This window comes from Thermanaeromonas sp. C210 (assembly GCF_013167955.1).
In the GTDB taxonomy this organism is placed as follows: domain Bacteria; phylum Bacillota; class DSM-521; order Neomoorellales; family Neomoorellaceae; genus UBA12545.
Genome location: NZ_BLWF01000002.1, coordinates 285,040 through 299,805 on the forward strand (window position 1 = coordinate 285,040; position 14,766 = coordinate 299,805).

Annotated in this window: 14 protein-coding genes and 1 CRISPR repeat array (1 of these 15 only partly in view); of the genes, 11 read left to right on the forward strand and 3 right to left on the reverse strand. The window is 57.6% G+C overall.

Translation table 11 applies throughout. The features are described 5' to 3' along the window. Nucleotides 1-1,917 carry a DUF5693 family protein gene (locus TAMC210_RS05475; protein ID WP_173297791.1) on the reverse strand — a complete coding sequence of 639 codons (1,917 nt, stop codon included), beginning with the start codon at nt 1,915-1,917 and terminating at the stop codon, nt 1-3. A gap of 224 nt (nt 1,918-2,141) precedes the next feature. Here TAMC210_RS05475 and TAMC210_RS05480 point away from each other — a divergent pair, with 224 nt between their 5' ends. Continuing rightward, on the forward strand, nt 2,142-2,384 hold the full coding sequence (locus tag TAMC210_RS05480; protein WP_173297792.1) for an FmdB family zinc ribbon protein: 243 nt from the start codon (nt 2,142-2,144) through the stop codon (nt 2,382-2,384). Between the two features lie 24 nt (nt 2,385-2,408). On the opposite strand, the gene TAMC210_RS05485 is transcribed toward TAMC210_RS05480, so the two are convergent. Next, nucleotides 2,409-2,723 (reverse strand): hypothetical protein, encoded by a 315-nt coding sequence (locus TAMC210_RS05485; RefSeq protein WP_173297793.1) that lies wholly within the window; start codon nt 2,721-2,723, stop codon nt 2,409-2,411. 136 nt (nt 2,724-2,859) lie between these two features. Here TAMC210_RS05485 and TAMC210_RS05490 point away from each other — a divergent pair, with 136 nt between their 5' ends. The 3 genes from TAMC210_RS05490 to ypeB all read left to right on the forward strand — a co-directional run bounded on the left by TAMC210_RS05490 (nt 2,860) and on the right by ypeB (nt 5,343). Continuing rightward, entirely contained in the window at nt 2,860-3,285 is a 426-nt protein-coding gene (locus TAMC210_RS05490) for a hypothetical protein (protein ID WP_173297794.1), read from the forward strand. A gap of 108 nt (nt 3,286-3,393) precedes the next feature. After that, nucleotides 3,394-3,879, forward strand: coding sequence for a cell wall hydrolase (locus TAMC210_RS05495; protein WP_254388525.1), 486 nt, complete (start codon nt 3,394-3,396; stop codon nt 3,877-3,879). An 81-nt stretch (nt 3,880-3,960) separates the two neighbouring features. Continuing rightward, the gene (gene ypeB / locus TAMC210_RS05500) at nt 3,961-5,343 is read left to right on the forward strand and encodes a germination protein YpeB (protein WP_173297796.1); all 1,383 of its coding nucleotides are present in this window, start codon (nt 3,961-3,963) and stop codon (nt 5,341-5,343) included. Here ypeB and TAMC210_RS05505 read toward each other — a convergent pair whose 3' ends face one another. After that, nucleotides 5,344-6,348: a hypothetical protein gene (locus TAMC210_RS05505; RefSeq protein WP_173297797.1), complete on the reverse strand. Its 1,005-nt coding sequence runs from the start codon at nt 6,346-6,348 to the stop codon at nt 5,344-5,346. It abuts the gene before it with no gap. Between the two features lie 147 nt (nt 6,349-6,495). Here TAMC210_RS05505 and cas3 point away from each other — a divergent pair, with 147 nt between their 5' ends. The 7 genes from cas3 (at nt 6,496) to cas2 (ending at nt 14,122) form a co-directional block, all read left to right on the forward strand. Further along, entirely contained in the window at nt 6,496-8,667 is a 2,172-nt protein-coding gene (cas3, locus tag TAMC210_RS05510) for a CRISPR-associated helicase Cas3' (protein ID WP_173297798.1), read from the forward strand. A 95-nt stretch (nt 8,668-8,762) separates the two neighbouring features. After that, complete coding sequence (gene cas5c, locus TAMC210_RS05515) at nt 8,763-9,464, forward strand: type I-C CRISPR-associated protein Cas5c (RefSeq protein ID WP_173297799.1); 702 nt, start codon at nt 8,763-8,765, stop codon at nt 9,462-9,464. Then, nucleotides 9,457-11,307 (forward strand): type I-C CRISPR-associated protein Cas8c/Csd1, encoded by a 1,851-nt coding sequence (cas8c, locus tag TAMC210_RS05520; protein WP_173297800.1) that lies wholly within the window; start codon nt 9,457-9,459, stop codon nt 11,305-11,307. The genes cas5c and cas8c overlap by 8 nt, the downstream gene beginning before the upstream one ends. 2 nt (nt 11,308-11,309) lie before the next feature. Next, nucleotides 11,310-12,188 (forward strand): type I-C CRISPR-associated protein Cas7/Csd2, encoded by an 879-nt coding sequence (gene cas7c, locus TAMC210_RS05525; RefSeq protein ID WP_173297801.1) that lies wholly within the window; start codon nt 11,310-11,312, stop codon nt 12,186-12,188. Nucleotides 12,189-12,192: 4 nt separating this feature from the next. Then, nucleotides 12,193-12,801 (forward strand): CRISPR-associated protein Cas4, encoded by a 609-nt coding sequence (gene cas4 / locus TAMC210_RS05530; protein ID WP_173297802.1) that lies wholly within the window; start codon nt 12,193-12,195, stop codon nt 12,799-12,801. Then, on the forward strand, nt 12,792-13,826 hold the full coding sequence (gene cas1c, locus TAMC210_RS05535) for a type I-C CRISPR-associated endonuclease Cas1c (RefSeq protein WP_173297803.1): 1,035 nt from the start codon (nt 12,792-12,794) through the stop codon (nt 13,824-13,826). The genes cas4 and cas1c overlap by 10 nt, the downstream gene beginning before the upstream one ends. Then, the gene (gene cas2, locus TAMC210_RS05540) at nt 13,823-14,122 is read left to right on the forward strand and encodes a CRISPR-associated endonuclease Cas2 (RefSeq protein WP_173297804.1); all 300 of its coding nucleotides are present in this window, start codon (nt 13,823-13,825) and stop codon (nt 14,120-14,122) included. The genes cas1c and cas2 overlap by 4 nt, the downstream gene beginning before the upstream one ends. Nucleotides 14,123-14,301: 179 nt before the next feature. Continuing rightward, nucleotides 14,302-14,766: direct repeats of the CRISPR family, unit length 37 nt; unit sequence GTTGCACCCGGCCTTTAGGCCGGGTGAGGATTGAAAC; it runs 82 nt beyond the window's last position.

The following is a 14,766-nucleotide window of genomic DNA, read 5'->3' on the forward strand; positions in this document are numbered from 1 at the left end:
TTACCTCCCCGAACCGCCCGACAGCCTGGATGAGAAGGCCTTAAAGCTGTAAGCAACAACTAAGGTCGCCGCCCCCACCAGCAGGCCGAGCCACAAACCGTTAACAATGCGCACCAGGGATACTATCAGGGGGGTGTGGATATGGCAGAGGGTATTCACCACCGATATCTGGCCCGTAAGGGCCAAAAGCCATAAGGGGAGGAACCGGTGCTGGTACGGGAGCATTACCGCCCACAAAAAGGCGGGATAGCCCAGGAGGAATTCCTTGAGCCGGGGCCTTACCCCCAGAGCCCTCTCCAGCAGGGAACGCAACTCCCCTTCCAGGGGCAGCAGGCCTATGCTCTCGTTACCGCTGCGGCTGAGATAGATTACGAATACGGCCGCCGCCGCGGCAAGGACCAGCAGCATGAGCACGGTAATATTCTGCTGCAGCCACCCCTTGACTGTAGAAGAAAAATTGCTTTTTTCCTCTTTATATATAGCCGCCACGCCGAAAATAAGGAGGGGTAGTACAAAGGCCACCTTCACGCCCGAAAACTGGTCCAACTGGAGCATAAAGCCGGTATCGCTCAGAAGGCCCGCAATAAGCAGCCCTCCCAGGAAGGACACTAAAGTGCTCCGTAGAATAACCTTTATGGCGGATATCAGGCCGGATGATCGCTCGCCGACCAGGGCACCCCACAGGGCCAGGGTGGGGAATACCACGGCAGCTCCCAGGGCCATAACCTTGCGCAGGAAAAGGCCGTAGCCCAAAACAACAGCCGCCAGCCATCCCAGGCAAACCAAAATACCCAACGACCAGCCCAGGCGCCCGAAACCCAGGCCTTCCATCAGGAGGATCCCGCCGGCAATTACGCCCACACCGGCAAGGAACCACAGCAACCCCCAGGACCTGAAGGAAGAAAAGGGCTCGGCCTGGCCGATAACCAAACCTTCCCTGGCCAGGGAGACCTGCAGGTCCTCCAGGTAATTCAAGTTGTCCCCCAGCCAGTCGGAGGAATCCGGACGGAAGAATAGGCGCACGAACAGCAGGCGGACGTTCCTCTCCGCCGCAGCCAGGGTAAAGCGCTCCACTCCCTCCGCCGGGGAAATAGAAGACATTTTCTCCGGAGGAATGGCGTGGAGGCGAAGGGCCTTCTTGTCCAGCAGGAGAGCCAGGGTCCTTAGCCCCTGTTGCTCGTTGAATTCGATTAATCCCACCGGGACACCCAGCTCCCTTATCTCCTCTGCCAGGACGGGCAAGGATTCCGGATAGCCGGGGAGTACCTTGTCGTTAAAAAGAACCGCCGCCAGGTAAGGCCTAAAGGGCTGCAGGGGATCCCATACCTTACGCAAGGCCGCCGCCGTGGCTTCCGGCCAGCTCTTAACCTGTAACACCAGGAGGAAACCCTGGTCCGCAACTTCCCTTAACTTGTCCTGGGGAAATCCCAGGCCCAATTCGTCCAGTTCTTCCTGGGGCATAAAGGGTATGCCCACGGCCACGAAATCAGGGGTACGAATAACCTCCGGCGTCGCCGGGAGTTTATACTCCAACTGCCCTTTGATTTGTTCCAGCACGGCCGGGTCCCGAAGGAAAAAATAAAGGAACTCGGCCCGGAAGTGATCTCGATACCGGGGAAAAAGCCAGGCTGCCTCGTCGCCGCTGTAGACGCGTAGACGCTGGGGATTTAACTCTTTGACCGTGTCTTCTTTAAAGAGGACGGCGTTTACCCCTTTCTCCCTGAGGAGGCCCAAGACCTCCTTTTCCGTCCGGCCTGTCCACCGGGCCAACTTGGCCACTTCCCGGTAGTCCACGGCCACCGTAACCGTCCGGTTGGCGGCTTCCAGCCGCACCCGTGCCGCCACCGATCCCAGGGAGGCGGCGGCTCCTAACAACACTATTATCAATAGCGCCAGAATGCGCCACGATCTCTGCACTGCCCCGTAGCCCTTCCTCTCACTTTAATTCCCCCTTGATTATAGGCCCCCCCCTCAACTGGCGTCAATCTTTTTTATCCGCGGCCCTGCCGAAGGGGCCGGTATATCAAGCCTTTGGGACTTTAGGCCAAACCTTGACAAAGAAAGGGCCCCTGGCGTATAAATTTTCTAGGGAAACCCTAGACGGGGAATAACAGCGCGGTAACGCTCGGAGGTGAAGGTCCATGCCCATATACGTCTATAAATGCCCTCAGTGCGGTACCTTTGAAACTGAACAGCGGATTACAGCTCCTGCTCTGGAATCTTGCCCAACCTGCGGCAGTCCCGTCCACCGGGTGATCACCGGCAACATCAGCGTAATTTATAAAGGCTCCGGCTTCCACACCACGGACTACCGGAGCAAGGACTATAAAGAAAAGGCGAAGTCGGAGAGCGAAAACAAGGGCGATGTTAAGGCAGCAAGCTGAGAAATGAGGGCCGTAAAACGGCCCTCATTTCTTGTAAAGGGCGCCGGTTGATAGCAGCAGAAGAATTAGAATCAAGAACAGGATGAAGGGATCCTTTTCTTCGCAAGGCCCGCTTTCGGGGTCATTGGCCCTTCCTTGAAGGAGTTTAAGGGCCGAAAACTGCGGTTTTTCTTCCCTTAAAGCCAAAAAAGCGCTCTGGGCCTTCCGGGCTTGTTCGGTATTCAAAAGGTCTAATATGGTTTCGGCCAGCTCCGTACATTGTACCCCGCGGGGCCCCAGGTAGGGTTTTAAACTACGGATCAAGGCTAGGAAATCGGCACTTACCAGTTCTTCCGTCATCCTTCTACCTCCTCGCCCCAAACTCTGTTTGGTTCACAATATGTGCTGCGGCAAAGATTGGTGCCTGGCGTCAGTTCCCCCGGCCCGGCATATACTTTGATTGGGAAGTTAAAATGCCAGGTGAGGAGGTAGGATAGTGGAAGACACCGATTTGACTTTAGTGCAGGTGCTGTCGTGGCTGAAGACCCACCAGCTGCAGAACATGAGCACCAACGAGCTGGTGGCTGTCTTGGGTTTGATAGACCTTATGGGTATTCTAAGCCTCGTGCAAGGAAGTGCCCCGGCCGCCCAGGGAAAGGGACGTACGGCGCTGCAGGAAGCCTTGAACTCCGTCCTGCAAGCCCCAGGTGCCCCTGAAGGCGGTCCCAATCCGGCCGAGCTGGCCGCGTCCCTAGCGGCCGTGGCCGGCGCCGCCAGCCCAGCTAAAAACGCGGCCCTGGTCAATACTCTCCTTAACCTTCTGATGAGCATGAAGGAGGGCAAGCCGAAAGAAAAGGAAACTACGGAGACTAAACCTCCCGAAGAAAAGTCTAGTTTGCCGACTTCCGGGCGCCACCGCTGAGCGCCCGATTTTTTATGTCCGAGGGGGGATAGTTTCCACCGTTCCTAGCCAAAATATAGGATGAAGATTTCTTGCCAAGGTGGAGGGACCAGGAGAATGTTCCGTGAAATGCGCAAACCTTGGAGCTATATCTGGCCCGCTCTCGTGGCCCTTTTGCTCCTCGCCGGAACCCTCTGGGCCTGGCAGTATCTCCCCCTCGGTCGGACGTTGCCCACCCAGGCCGGTGTCCCCGTAGGGACCAGTGATGAAATCAACCTCCTCGCCCGGCTCATTGCCGCCGAGGCCAGCGGAGAACCATACGAAGGACAGGTGGCGGTAGGAGCCGTGGTCCTCAATCGGGTACGGTCTCCCCTGTTCCCCAACACCATCAGCGGTGTTATTTATGAGCCCTGGGCCTTTGAGAGCGTACAAAACGGCTTGATCTGGCAGGGAACCGACCTGACCACTGCCACCAGCGCAGCCATCGACGCCCTGAACGGCTGGGATCCTACTTACGGCGCCCTCTTTTTCTGGAATCCGGCCAAGCCGGTCGGTCCCTGGATCTGGACCCGCACCATAGTTACCCAGATCGGCAGTCATGTCTTTGCGCTCTGAGCCCGGTCGGTCCCTGCCCTTCCGTCCCGGCCGGTGACCTCGAAGGAGAAACGACTAGACTTAAAGGAGGTCCTGATTATCATGAAGCGGAGATGGAGTACCCTTGCCTTGTCTCTCCTCCTCCTGGCGGCTCTAGGCTGGGGACTCTGGGAGAGGGCCAACCGCCTGGCCCTGGCCCATGCGGTAGAAGCCGGCGGCCAGCGGGATTTCTATAACCTCTTGAGCCAGGTAGAGCAGGCCGAAGTGAGTATGGGCAAATCCCTGGTATGCAGCACACCCGCCCAGCAGGCGGCCCTCCTCACCCAAGCCTGGAACCAAGCTTCTTTTGCCCAGGCCGCCCTGACCCAATTACCCACCCCCGGCATAAATCTGACCGCTACCCGCAAATTCCTCTCGCAGGCTGCAGATTATTGTAACTACCTGGCCCAGAAGGTAGCTCGCGGCCAGTCCCTTTCCGAGGAAGAAATCCAAAATTTGAACCGCCTGCGCCAGGAAATGGGCCGCCTGGCCGCCGACCTCCATAACACCGAAAGCAAGGTCGCAAGTAAAGCCCTGCGGTGGAGCAGCTTTTATTCCGTCCGCATGCCCCCCCTCCCCCGGACCATGGCCCTGGGTGAAGCCGTCCCTGCCCAAGCGACACCACAGGGCCTGGAAGGGTTCATCAACACCGACCGCCATATGCAGACCCTGCCCAGCCTGAATTACGACGGCCCCTTTTCCGATCACCTGGAGAAGGCCAGGCCCCTCGGTTTGACCGGGACGGCCATCGACCAGCCCCAGGCGGAGAGAAATGCCCTGGCCTTTGCCGGGTCCGCCAGCGGTACCCCTTGCCGAGTTACCGTGGTGAGCCCCGTCAACGGACGGATACCCTGCTTCGGTATCTCCCTGGTCGACGATAAAAGGCCGGGCATCGTGAGCCGGGTAGATGTGAGCCAGCAAGGAGGGCACATCATCTCCTTCCTTAATCCCCGGCCCGTCAACAATGCCACTCTGGACGCCCAGGCAGCCGCCGAGCGCGCCGTGAGCTTCCTGAAAGCCCACGGTTTTCCGGCAGTGGTACCCACCTATACCTTGCGGCAGGGCAACACCCAGCTTATAACCTTTGCCGTCCGGGAAAAGGGGGTCATCCTCTACCCTGACCAAGTTAAGGTGAAGGTCGCCCTGGACAACGGGGAAATCATAGGCTTCGATGCCACCCCCTACTATATGGCCCATCACCAGCGCAACCTGCCAGAACCTGCGGTCGGCGTAGAGGACATCAGGGCGAAGGTCCAGCCCCACCTCAAGGTAGAGGGCATAAGGCTCGCCCTCATACCCACGGCAGGCGGGCGGGAAATCCTTACTTACGAAGTAACAACTTCCCTGGACAACGAACGCTACCTCCTGTATTTTAACGCCTTGACGGGCGAGGAAGAAAAGGTCATGAAGATCGTCGATCTCCCCGGTGGTCAGCTGACCATGTAGTCAAAATTCCACGTTAAGTTGGTCTAATACGGTGGTAATACGGTTCCCCACCGTGCTCTTGTCCGAACCGGCAAAGAGCAGGCCGACTGCATAATTCTCTTGATCCAGGATCAGGGAACCGCTGTCCCCCGGTTGGGCCATGGGGCCGGTGATGAACTGATCTACAAACACCCCTTTAAGCCCCTCGTCCAGGATGACCTTGACCGTAGCCTGGAGGACTTTGACAGTCGAACGGGTAATCCCGCTGGAGCGCCCGCTCTTCACCACTGCCATTCCTATCTGGGGCTCTCGCACGCCCTTAACCTTGCCCAGTCCCAGAATTTCATCGGTTACCGCCTGGGGGTCTACCGGCCGGGCCACGGCGGCATCTACTACATTGGAAGTTTGGACCAGCTTTTGCAACTGGAACCGGTAATCGGGTCGGACCAGGCGGAGCAGATCGTTGACCAGGCGCTCGGCCCGCAAGGCCTTGCTGCAGGTCACCTCTTCGACCTCCGGGTACAGGGGGATGAAACGCTCCAGGTACCCGATGATCTGCTCCTGGCTCCCGCCGTCGTAAGGCCCCGGCTGGAAGATGGGATCCCCCGGAGAAGCCCGGCCGTCGCGACCGTTGCTGATGTTGGCCAGCACATGGTTGTTAGAAAGAATAAGGAGCTCCTTGGTCTGCCGGTCCTTTACCACCGCCCCGAAGGTACCGGCGGTGATCTTGAAGTGGCCAATGCTCATTCCGGGCTGGGCAGGCCGTTTATACTCTGTGCGGCCTGTCAACAGCCTGAGTTCCCCTACTTCAAGGACGTCTGTTTCCGCCCTGCCCAGCGCCCGGGGAATCCGCTCATCCCTCTTAAGCCGGGTAACTGGCAATTTCTCGCTTACCAGTACCACTACGGCCGGCCTTTTGGTCACCTCTCCCCGCACCGCTTTGTATCCCATTCCTACTCCCACCACCCGGGGAAGCTCCAATAGTTCACTCCCGTAACGGGCCAAGACCTTCCTTACCTGTTCCACGGCATAACCCTCCTTAAAAGGGCCTTATTACTTTATCCATATGTTAGGCGGCGGCCTTTGGTCCCGGAAGTTACGGTGGAGAAAGGGGATGTTGCGAGTAGGAAAAAACGGAAATATGTAGAATTTATGGATGTGAGGAGGATGTGTATGGCCCTTAATCTCCCGTGTTACGCCCACACACCTAACCAGCAGGACAAATGGCACCATCTCCCTTCCCACCTCACGAAGGTTGCCGAGCTGGCCAAAGCCTTCGCCGATCCTTTCGGAGGCGGAGCTTATGCGGCGTGGGCTGGCCTTTTCCACGACCTGGGTAAATTTAATCCCGCCTTCCAAACCTATTTGCAAGCCCGGCATGAAGGGCAAAATCACCCGCCGGTACCCCATGCCATATGGGGAGCAGCCATGCTCTACCAACTCCTTTTTAAAGTCGTCCAAAATCCAGAATTGTGGAAGGATATAGCCATGCCCGTATACGGCCACCATGCCGGCCTTCCGGCAGCAGGCCGCCTGGGCCAAGATGCCGAAGAGTTCCTCCAGAAAAACGGCAGCGCGGTGGACATCATGAGGGAAGCCCTGGCTTCCCTTCCCAAACCTCCGCCCCTGCCCCCACTCCCTGGGGAAGGCACTCGGCGCGAGCTATTCATACGCCTCCTCTTTTCCGCCCTGGTGGACGCCGACTACCTGGACACCGAAGAACATTTCGCCCCGGATTTGGCTGCAAGTAGAAAGGGATGGCCGGATCTTCACCAGCTCTGGTCCAGATTCATCGAAAAGCAACAAGCTTTTATCGCCGCCAGGAAAACTAAATCTCTCACCGATGCCGTACGCATGGAAGTATACGAGGCCTGCCTGCGTGCGGCCGAGGGACCGCCGGGGGTCTGGCGCCTCACAGTACCCACCGGCGGAGGAAAGACCAGGAGCGGCCTGGCCTTCGCTTTAAAGCATGCAGTGTTGCACGGTAAGCGCCGAATCGTTGTAGCCATTCCTTATACGAGCATCATCGAACAAACGGCGGAAGTTTACCGGAAGATATTGGGGGATGAAGCCGTCTTGGAACACCACAGCCAGGTGGTCCCGTCTGAAAATGAGGAACAAGACTCCGCAACCATGCGCTTCCGCCTGGCCGCTGAGAACTGGGACGCGCCCGTAATCGTTACAACCACCGTACAACTCTTCGAGAGCCTTTTTACCGACAGCCCCGCCAGGGCACGTAAACTCCACAATTTGGCCCGGAGCGTGATCCTGTTGGATGAGGTGCAGGCCCTGCCCCCGGAAATCCTGCGGCCTACCTTGGACGTATTGAGGGCCCTTGTCGAAGACTGCGGCGTCACCCTGGTGCTCTCTACCGCCACCCAACCGGCTTTTGACGAAACCCCTTACCTCAACGAATTTAGCTGTATGGAAGTGCGGGAGATAGTACCGCAGTACCGGGAACACTTTGAGCAGTTGAGAAGAGTAAATTACGAGCTGCGCCAGGAGCCTATTTCTTGGGAATCTCTGGCGAGAGAAATCCGAGATCTTCGGCAAGTACTGGTGATTCTCAATTCACGCCTTGACGCCCTCCATCTCCTTAAGATGCTGGACGATCTGCCCGACGTATTTCACCTGTCCACCCTTCTTTGCGGTGCCCACAGGAAAAAAGTACTGGCCGAAGTGGCTCTAAGGTTACAGAAGGGGAAGCCGGTTCGGCTCATCAGCACCCAAGTAGTAGAAGCCGGAGTGGACTTGGATTTCCCCGTGGTCTACCGGGCGGTGGGTCCCCTGGACCGAATAGTCCAGGCGGCCGGGAGGTGCAACCGCGAGGGGCGGCTGGCAGCGGGACTTACCGTTGTCTTTGAACCCGCCGAAGGTAGAACACCCCGTGGCGCCTACAAAACCGGCCTAGAAAAAGCCCGCCTCCTTTTAAGGGAGCGGCCGGCTGAAAGTCTCCATGACCCAGACCTTTACCGGCAATATTTTCAGAGGCTGTTCCAGGACGTCAACCTGGACGAAAAGGGAATTCAGGAATATCGCTTCGCCTTGGACTACCCGGAAGTAGCCCGCCGTTATCGCCTGATCGAAGAGGAAACGGTAGCGGTAGTAGTGCCCTACGGCGAAGCGGAAAAACACTTGAGGGATTGGCTCAGGTATCCCGGCCGTGACACCTGGAGAAAACTGCAGCCTTATGTGGTCAGTATTTTCCGCTATGAAGCGACCACGTTTAAGAAACAAGGCCTCCTTGATCCCCTGGGGGAAGGCTTCTACCGCTGGATTGGACGATACGACGAACGCTTGGGTCTGGTAGGTCCCTTGTACGACCCGAATGATCTTATCGTATAGAAAAATACTTTCCCCCTTTCAAGGATGGGAGATAGGGTCCCCGGCCCTCGGGCGCCGCGGCTGGGCGAAAATTCCACGGAAGGAGGATCTATATAGTGGAACATAGGGGATTGGTGACGGTTAAAGTCTGGGGGGAATATGCCTGTTTTACCCGGCCGGAATTCAAGGTAGAGAGGGTAAGCTACCCCGTCATGACTCCTTCGGCTGCCCGGGGAGTGTTGGAAGCAATCTTTTGGAAGCCCGAGTTCCGCTACCGGGTTCGGGCCATCGGCGTACTGAAAATGGGTTCCCCGACCGTAATCTTGCGTAACGAAATCTCCCAACGGCAGGGAAATCGTCCCCTTTTTGTGGAAGACCAGCGTATGCAGCGCTCAAGCCTAATTCTAGAGGACGTGGCTTATCTGATACGCGCCGAGATGGTTCTGAAACCGTGGGCCACAGACCCCGTGTACAAGTACCGCGACCAATTCAACCGCCGCATAGAAAAGGGCCAGTGCCATCACCGGCCTTACCTGGGAACCCGGGAGTTTGCGGCCCACTTTGCCCCGGCAGGGGAAGACGACCGTCCCCAGCCCTTGAATATGGAACTGGGTAATATGCTCTTGGACATAGCCTTTGTAGAGGATCCGTCGCGACCTGAGATGCAATTTATCCGTCACGGCCCCCAGGGGCCACGCCGGGCCGCTGGCCATCATCGGGCCCTGTTTTTCCAGGCCCGCCTGGAAAACGGGTGGCTTAAAGTACCGGTAGAGAAATACCAAGAGCTATGCCGCCTGGAGGGCGAGGAATATGTTTAAAGAATTGGTCGAACTCGGACGTGAACTGGAAGCCCAAAGAAAACTGCCGCCCGTCGGCTTTTACAACTATACGGAGCCGATACGCTGGGTAGTACACATCTGGCCCGGCCCGCCCTTGAAGATATGGCTGGAGGAGGTCGAATTGTACCTGCCCCGTCCCTTCGACGGGAGAACTTCGGCCATACGAGCACACCCCCTGGTCGATGAAGGGGCTTATGCCCTGGGGGTCTCCAGGCAAAAAAAGGGTTCCGATAAGCGAGCCGGGGAAAAACACCGGGCATTTCAAGAATTGCTTAAGAAGTTTATGGCTTCACCCTTGATAAAGGATGGGGCTCTCCACCAGGCGGCCGGCTGGGTGGCCGAGGTTCTGGAAAAGGGTTTGGTAGAAAAGGACCCGCGGTTTGAAAAGGTCCAATCCAAGGACTGGGTCTCCTTTATGCCTGAGGAAGGCCCCCTTGCCGGGCGTCACTTGTTCGAGCATCCCGAGACCAAGGCTTTCTGGGTAGCCGAAGCCCAGGAACGTAGCGCCCAGCTGGACTCGCAAGGCCGCCCGGTAAAAGGCGAGTGTTCTGTGTGCGGCACTGCGGAAACACTGGTGGCAAGGATACCGTTAAAAATCAAACTCCTCAGCGCCGCACCCCTGCACTCCTTTAACGCCGATGCCTTTGTTTCCTACTTCGCGGGCAGGGAGGCTTTCAAGTACATCCATCTAGGGCTCTGCTTTACATGCGGGGATACTGCCTCCAGGGCCTTCAATTACCTGTCCGGCAGCCCCCGTCACCGGAGGGACTTGTTCAGGGACAAAAATAGGGCCGACAGCCTGGCCAACCAGATCGCCGTCTTCTGGCTTAAAGCCCCAGCTTCCTTAGAACTGGAAAGCCGGTCCCTGAACCTTGACGACCTCCTGGCCGTGCTGGCGAGCCCTATGGCGGAGGAAAAGGCCCAGCAAAAGACCGCGCCCCCTCCTGACCTGGTCCAGGTGAGCCGCCTGCTGGAACTGCCCTGGGCACCTGCCACGGCCGGCCTCAATCTCGATGCCTATTCCTTCTATCTAGGAGTACTCTCGCCCAATGTGGGGCGCGTTGCCCTCAGGGAGTGGTTTACGGTTTCCCTTGATGCTTTGAAGGAAAACCTCCGCCGTTTTCTACAAGCCCTTACCTTAGTATCCCCTAGGGCCGACGAACTACGGCCTGTGTCTATCGCCGCCATGACGGAGGCGTTGCGGTCCCCTGACCCCAATTTACCCCGGGGTTTACTGCGGTGTGCCTATCTGGGGTATAAACCCTCGGCCGAACTTCTGGCCCGGGCCGTACCGCGCCTGAAAGCCCTTTGGATTAGAGGAGGGAGGGAACGACCGGATGAGGACTGGGAACGGCTTCAACAGATTTACTACCTTACCGCCCTGCTAAAGTTGGTGCTGTTCTACGGAAGGGAGGAGGCTGTTAAAATGCAAAAACTTGATGCCGGCCATGGGTCCCCGCCCTACCTTTGCGGGCGGTTGCTGGCCGTACTGGAGGAAGCCCAGCAGCGGGCGGCCAACTTTAAACTTAAGACTACCCTCGTGGGCCGCTTCTACGGGGCGGCTTCCACCGCACCAGCTTCGGTCTTCGGTAATCTTTTACGCCTCAGCACCACGGCCCACCTGCCGGAAGGCGGGCGGGAAATCAACGTCCTGGTAGAAGAAATCCTTTCCCGCCTCGACGAAGCCGGGGGCTTTCCCCGAACTCTGAATTTACCCCAGCAGGCGGAGTTTGCCCTCGGCTTTTACCACCAGCGGGCCTATTTCCGCGCGGGCCGAAGTAAAGGTAAAACAGGTACCCCTAGTGAGGAAGGAGGAAACTAAAAATGACGGTTAATAATGGGCTTTCCCTCATCTGTGATCCCCAGAAACGGTATGATTTCGTTTTCCTTTTCGACGTTCGGGATGGCAACCCCAATGGTGACCCCGATGCAGGCAACCTGCCGCGGGTAGATCCGGAAACCATGCACGGCCTGGCCAGCGATGTTGCTTTAAAAAGAAAAGTACGGGACTACCTACAGGTTACGAAGAATATCCCCATCTTTATCCAGAGCAGGGTGGCTCTGAATACCTTAATCCGGCAGGCCGGTGAAGCCAAGGGCATTGCCGAAAGCCGGGTGCCCAACGAGGAAGTGCGCCAGGAGTTGTGTAAGCGCTATTACGACATTCGCATGTTTGGTGCGGTTCTCTCTACCGGGGACCTAAACGCCGGCCAGGTACGCGGCCCCGTGCAGTTGACCTTCGCCCGTTCCATTGACCCTGTGCTACCATTAGACATCTCTATTACCCGCAAGGCCAGGACTACCGAAGAGCGTATGGAAACCGGAGAAACCGAGATGGGGAGAAAGCCCATCATTCCCTACGGCCTATACCGGAGCCACGGTTTCTATAACCCCTTCCTAGCCGAAGGTACGGGGGTCTCGCAAGAGGACCTGGAGGCTTTCTGGGAGGCCCTTAGTAACCTTTTCGAGCTGGACCGTTCGGCCTCCAGGGGGGAAATGCACGTGCGCGGGATCTTTGTTTTCCGCCACGAGGACAGGAAAGGCAATGCTCCGACCCACAAGCTGTTTGACCTTATAAAAGTAAGGCGGAAGGAGGGGGTAGAGATTCCCCGCTCCTTCGCGGACTATGCGATCGAGACTCCCCCTGAAGGAACCCTGGAAGACCTGGGGTTGGGCGGCGTCACCCTTATCAGGCTGGTGTAAACCCATGGGTTGGCAAGACGCGGAATACATTCCTGTTAGCGCTTTGCAACATTACGTCTTTTGCCCGCGCCAATGCGCATTAATCCACTTAGAGCAGGTGTGGGAGGAAAATCTTTTTACCCTGCGGGGACGCCGGGTGCACGAAAATGTGGATATCCCCGACCGGGAGGTGGAAGAGGGCGTTCGCATCGAGCGGGCCGTCCCCCTGTGGTCCGACCGCCTGGGATTAATCGGCAGGGCAGACGTAGTGGAATTCCTCCCCGATGGGACTCCCTACCCGGTGGAGTATAAGGCCGGTCCCCGACGGGCCCGGCGGGCCGACGAGGTGCAGCTGTGTGCCCAAGGCATATGCCTGGAGGAAATGACGGGCCGGTCCGTCATGCGGGGTGCCCTCTACCACCATGGCTCCCGCCGCAGGCGGGAAGTCCGCTTCACCCCTGAACTCCGCTCCCAAGTAGAAAAGGTGGCCAAGGCGGTGCGACAATTGTTACAGGAAGCCGCCCTGCCCCCGCCGGTGGCGGACGGCCGCTGCCGGGACTGTTCCCTGGTGGACATCTGTATGCCCCGCGTCCTGCAAAATCTCCCTACCTGGTTGGAGCGTGAATGGAAGTGATATTTCAACTTCTGAACACCCTGTACGTTCAGTCCCAAGGCGCCTACCTCCACCTGGACCACGACACCCTTAAAGTAGAAATCGACCGGGTTCCCCGCCTCCAGCTGCCGTTGCACCACCTTGGCGGTCTGGTAGTGTTCGGCAATGTCTCCCTCAGTCCCTTTCTCATCCACCGGTTCGCCGAAGACGGCCGAAGCGTCGTATGGTTAGATCAGAACGGCCAGTTTCGGGCCCGTCTTGCCGGGCCGGTATCCGGAAACGTTCTCTTGCGCCGGGCACAGCACGAGGCCTACCAAGACGAAGACCGGCGTACAGCCCTCGGCCGCCGGTTTGTGGCCGGCAAAATCAGAAATGCCCGCCATGTGGTGCTGCGGGGCATGCGCGATAACCCAGGTTTAGCGCCCCAGCTTGAACCGTGCGCCCGCGAGCTGGATACAGCCTTAAAGGAGGTAAACAATTCCGAAGACCTCGATGAGATACGAGGTATAGAAGGACGGGCCGCCGTTGTATATTTTTCAGCCTTGAAGTCTCTGATCCTCGTCGAGGAGCCATCCTTTAAGTTCGAAGTCCGGAGCAAAAGGCCACCCCGGGACCCGGTCAATGCCCTATTATCCTTCGCGTACACTCTGCTGGCCAATGAGTGTATATCGGCATGTGAAAGTGTGGGTCTCGATCCCCAAATAGGATATCTCCATGCCCTGCGTCCCGGACGCCCGGCCCTGGCCTTAGATTTGATGGAAGAATTCCGTTCCTTTTTCGCCGACCGGTTGGTGCTCACCCTCTTAAATCGCCGCCAGATAACACCCAAGGATTTCATAGAACGCCCTGGAGGCGCCATCTATCTTACCGAAGGGGCCCGTCAACTCTTCCTCGAAGCTTACCAGAAACGCAAACAAGAGGAAGTGGCCCATCCTCTGCTAGGGCAAAAAGTCCCTTTAGGGCTTCTACCTCACGTTCAAGCGCGCCTTCTGGCGCGTCATCTTCGCGGAGATGCGGCCGAATACGCGCCGTTCGTTGCCCGATGAGGCGGATAGATATAGTAGTGGCCTACGATGTAAATATGGAGACCAAAGAGGGCCAGGCTCGCCTACGCAAGGTGGCCACCATATGTAAAAATTTCGGCCAGCGGGTCCAGTACTCCCTCTTTGAGTGCCGCGTAACACCGGCACAACTTGAGGAGCTCATCCACCAGCTCCGCAAAGTAATGAATGAAAAACAGGACAGCCTCCGCATCTACGTACTGCACGGCGGCAGGGAAGGTTCCGTCAAGGTTTATGGCCGGGACCGATACGTGGATTTTGAAAGCCCGTTAATATTATAGTTTGGTACCTACGCGAACCCCTAGTGAGGTCTTAAAACCCGGGACTTTCGCGATGGAGGATTTTCATGGCTTTCAAGCCAAACGGACGCGTTTTCGCGGGATCAAAAACACACGGAATTGCCAGGTTCGCGCAAGGTACGCGCCAACACGGCACCGGGCAAGGGTTGACGGTGCAAGCGGTTGCACCCGGCCTTTAGGCCGGGTGAGGATTGAAACTTCCCTTGTCACAATGACACTACCCCTTTCTCCCCGTTGCACCCGGCCTTTAGGCCGGGTGAGGATTGAAACATCTACATCAACGCCCATAGCCTGGGCTAGGCGGTATGGTTGCACCCGGCCTTTAGGCCGGGTGAGGATTGAAACCTGCCCGCCCAGGCTTGGGACGCTCCTCCATAAGCCGTTGCACCCGGCCTTTAGGCCGGGTGAGGATTGAAACTCTTCTGCCCATTCTTTTGTTTTTTGTCTAAAGTGTTGCACCCGGCCTTTAGGCCGGGTGAGGATTGAAACGTCACCACCGCTGTCCCACTCCACCATGCTCCCTTTAGTTGCACCCGGCCTTTAGGCCGGGTGAGGATTGAAACTCCTAAATCTCCGGCCAACCTATCAGACGACGTAAAGTTGCACCCGGCCTTTAGGCCGGGTGA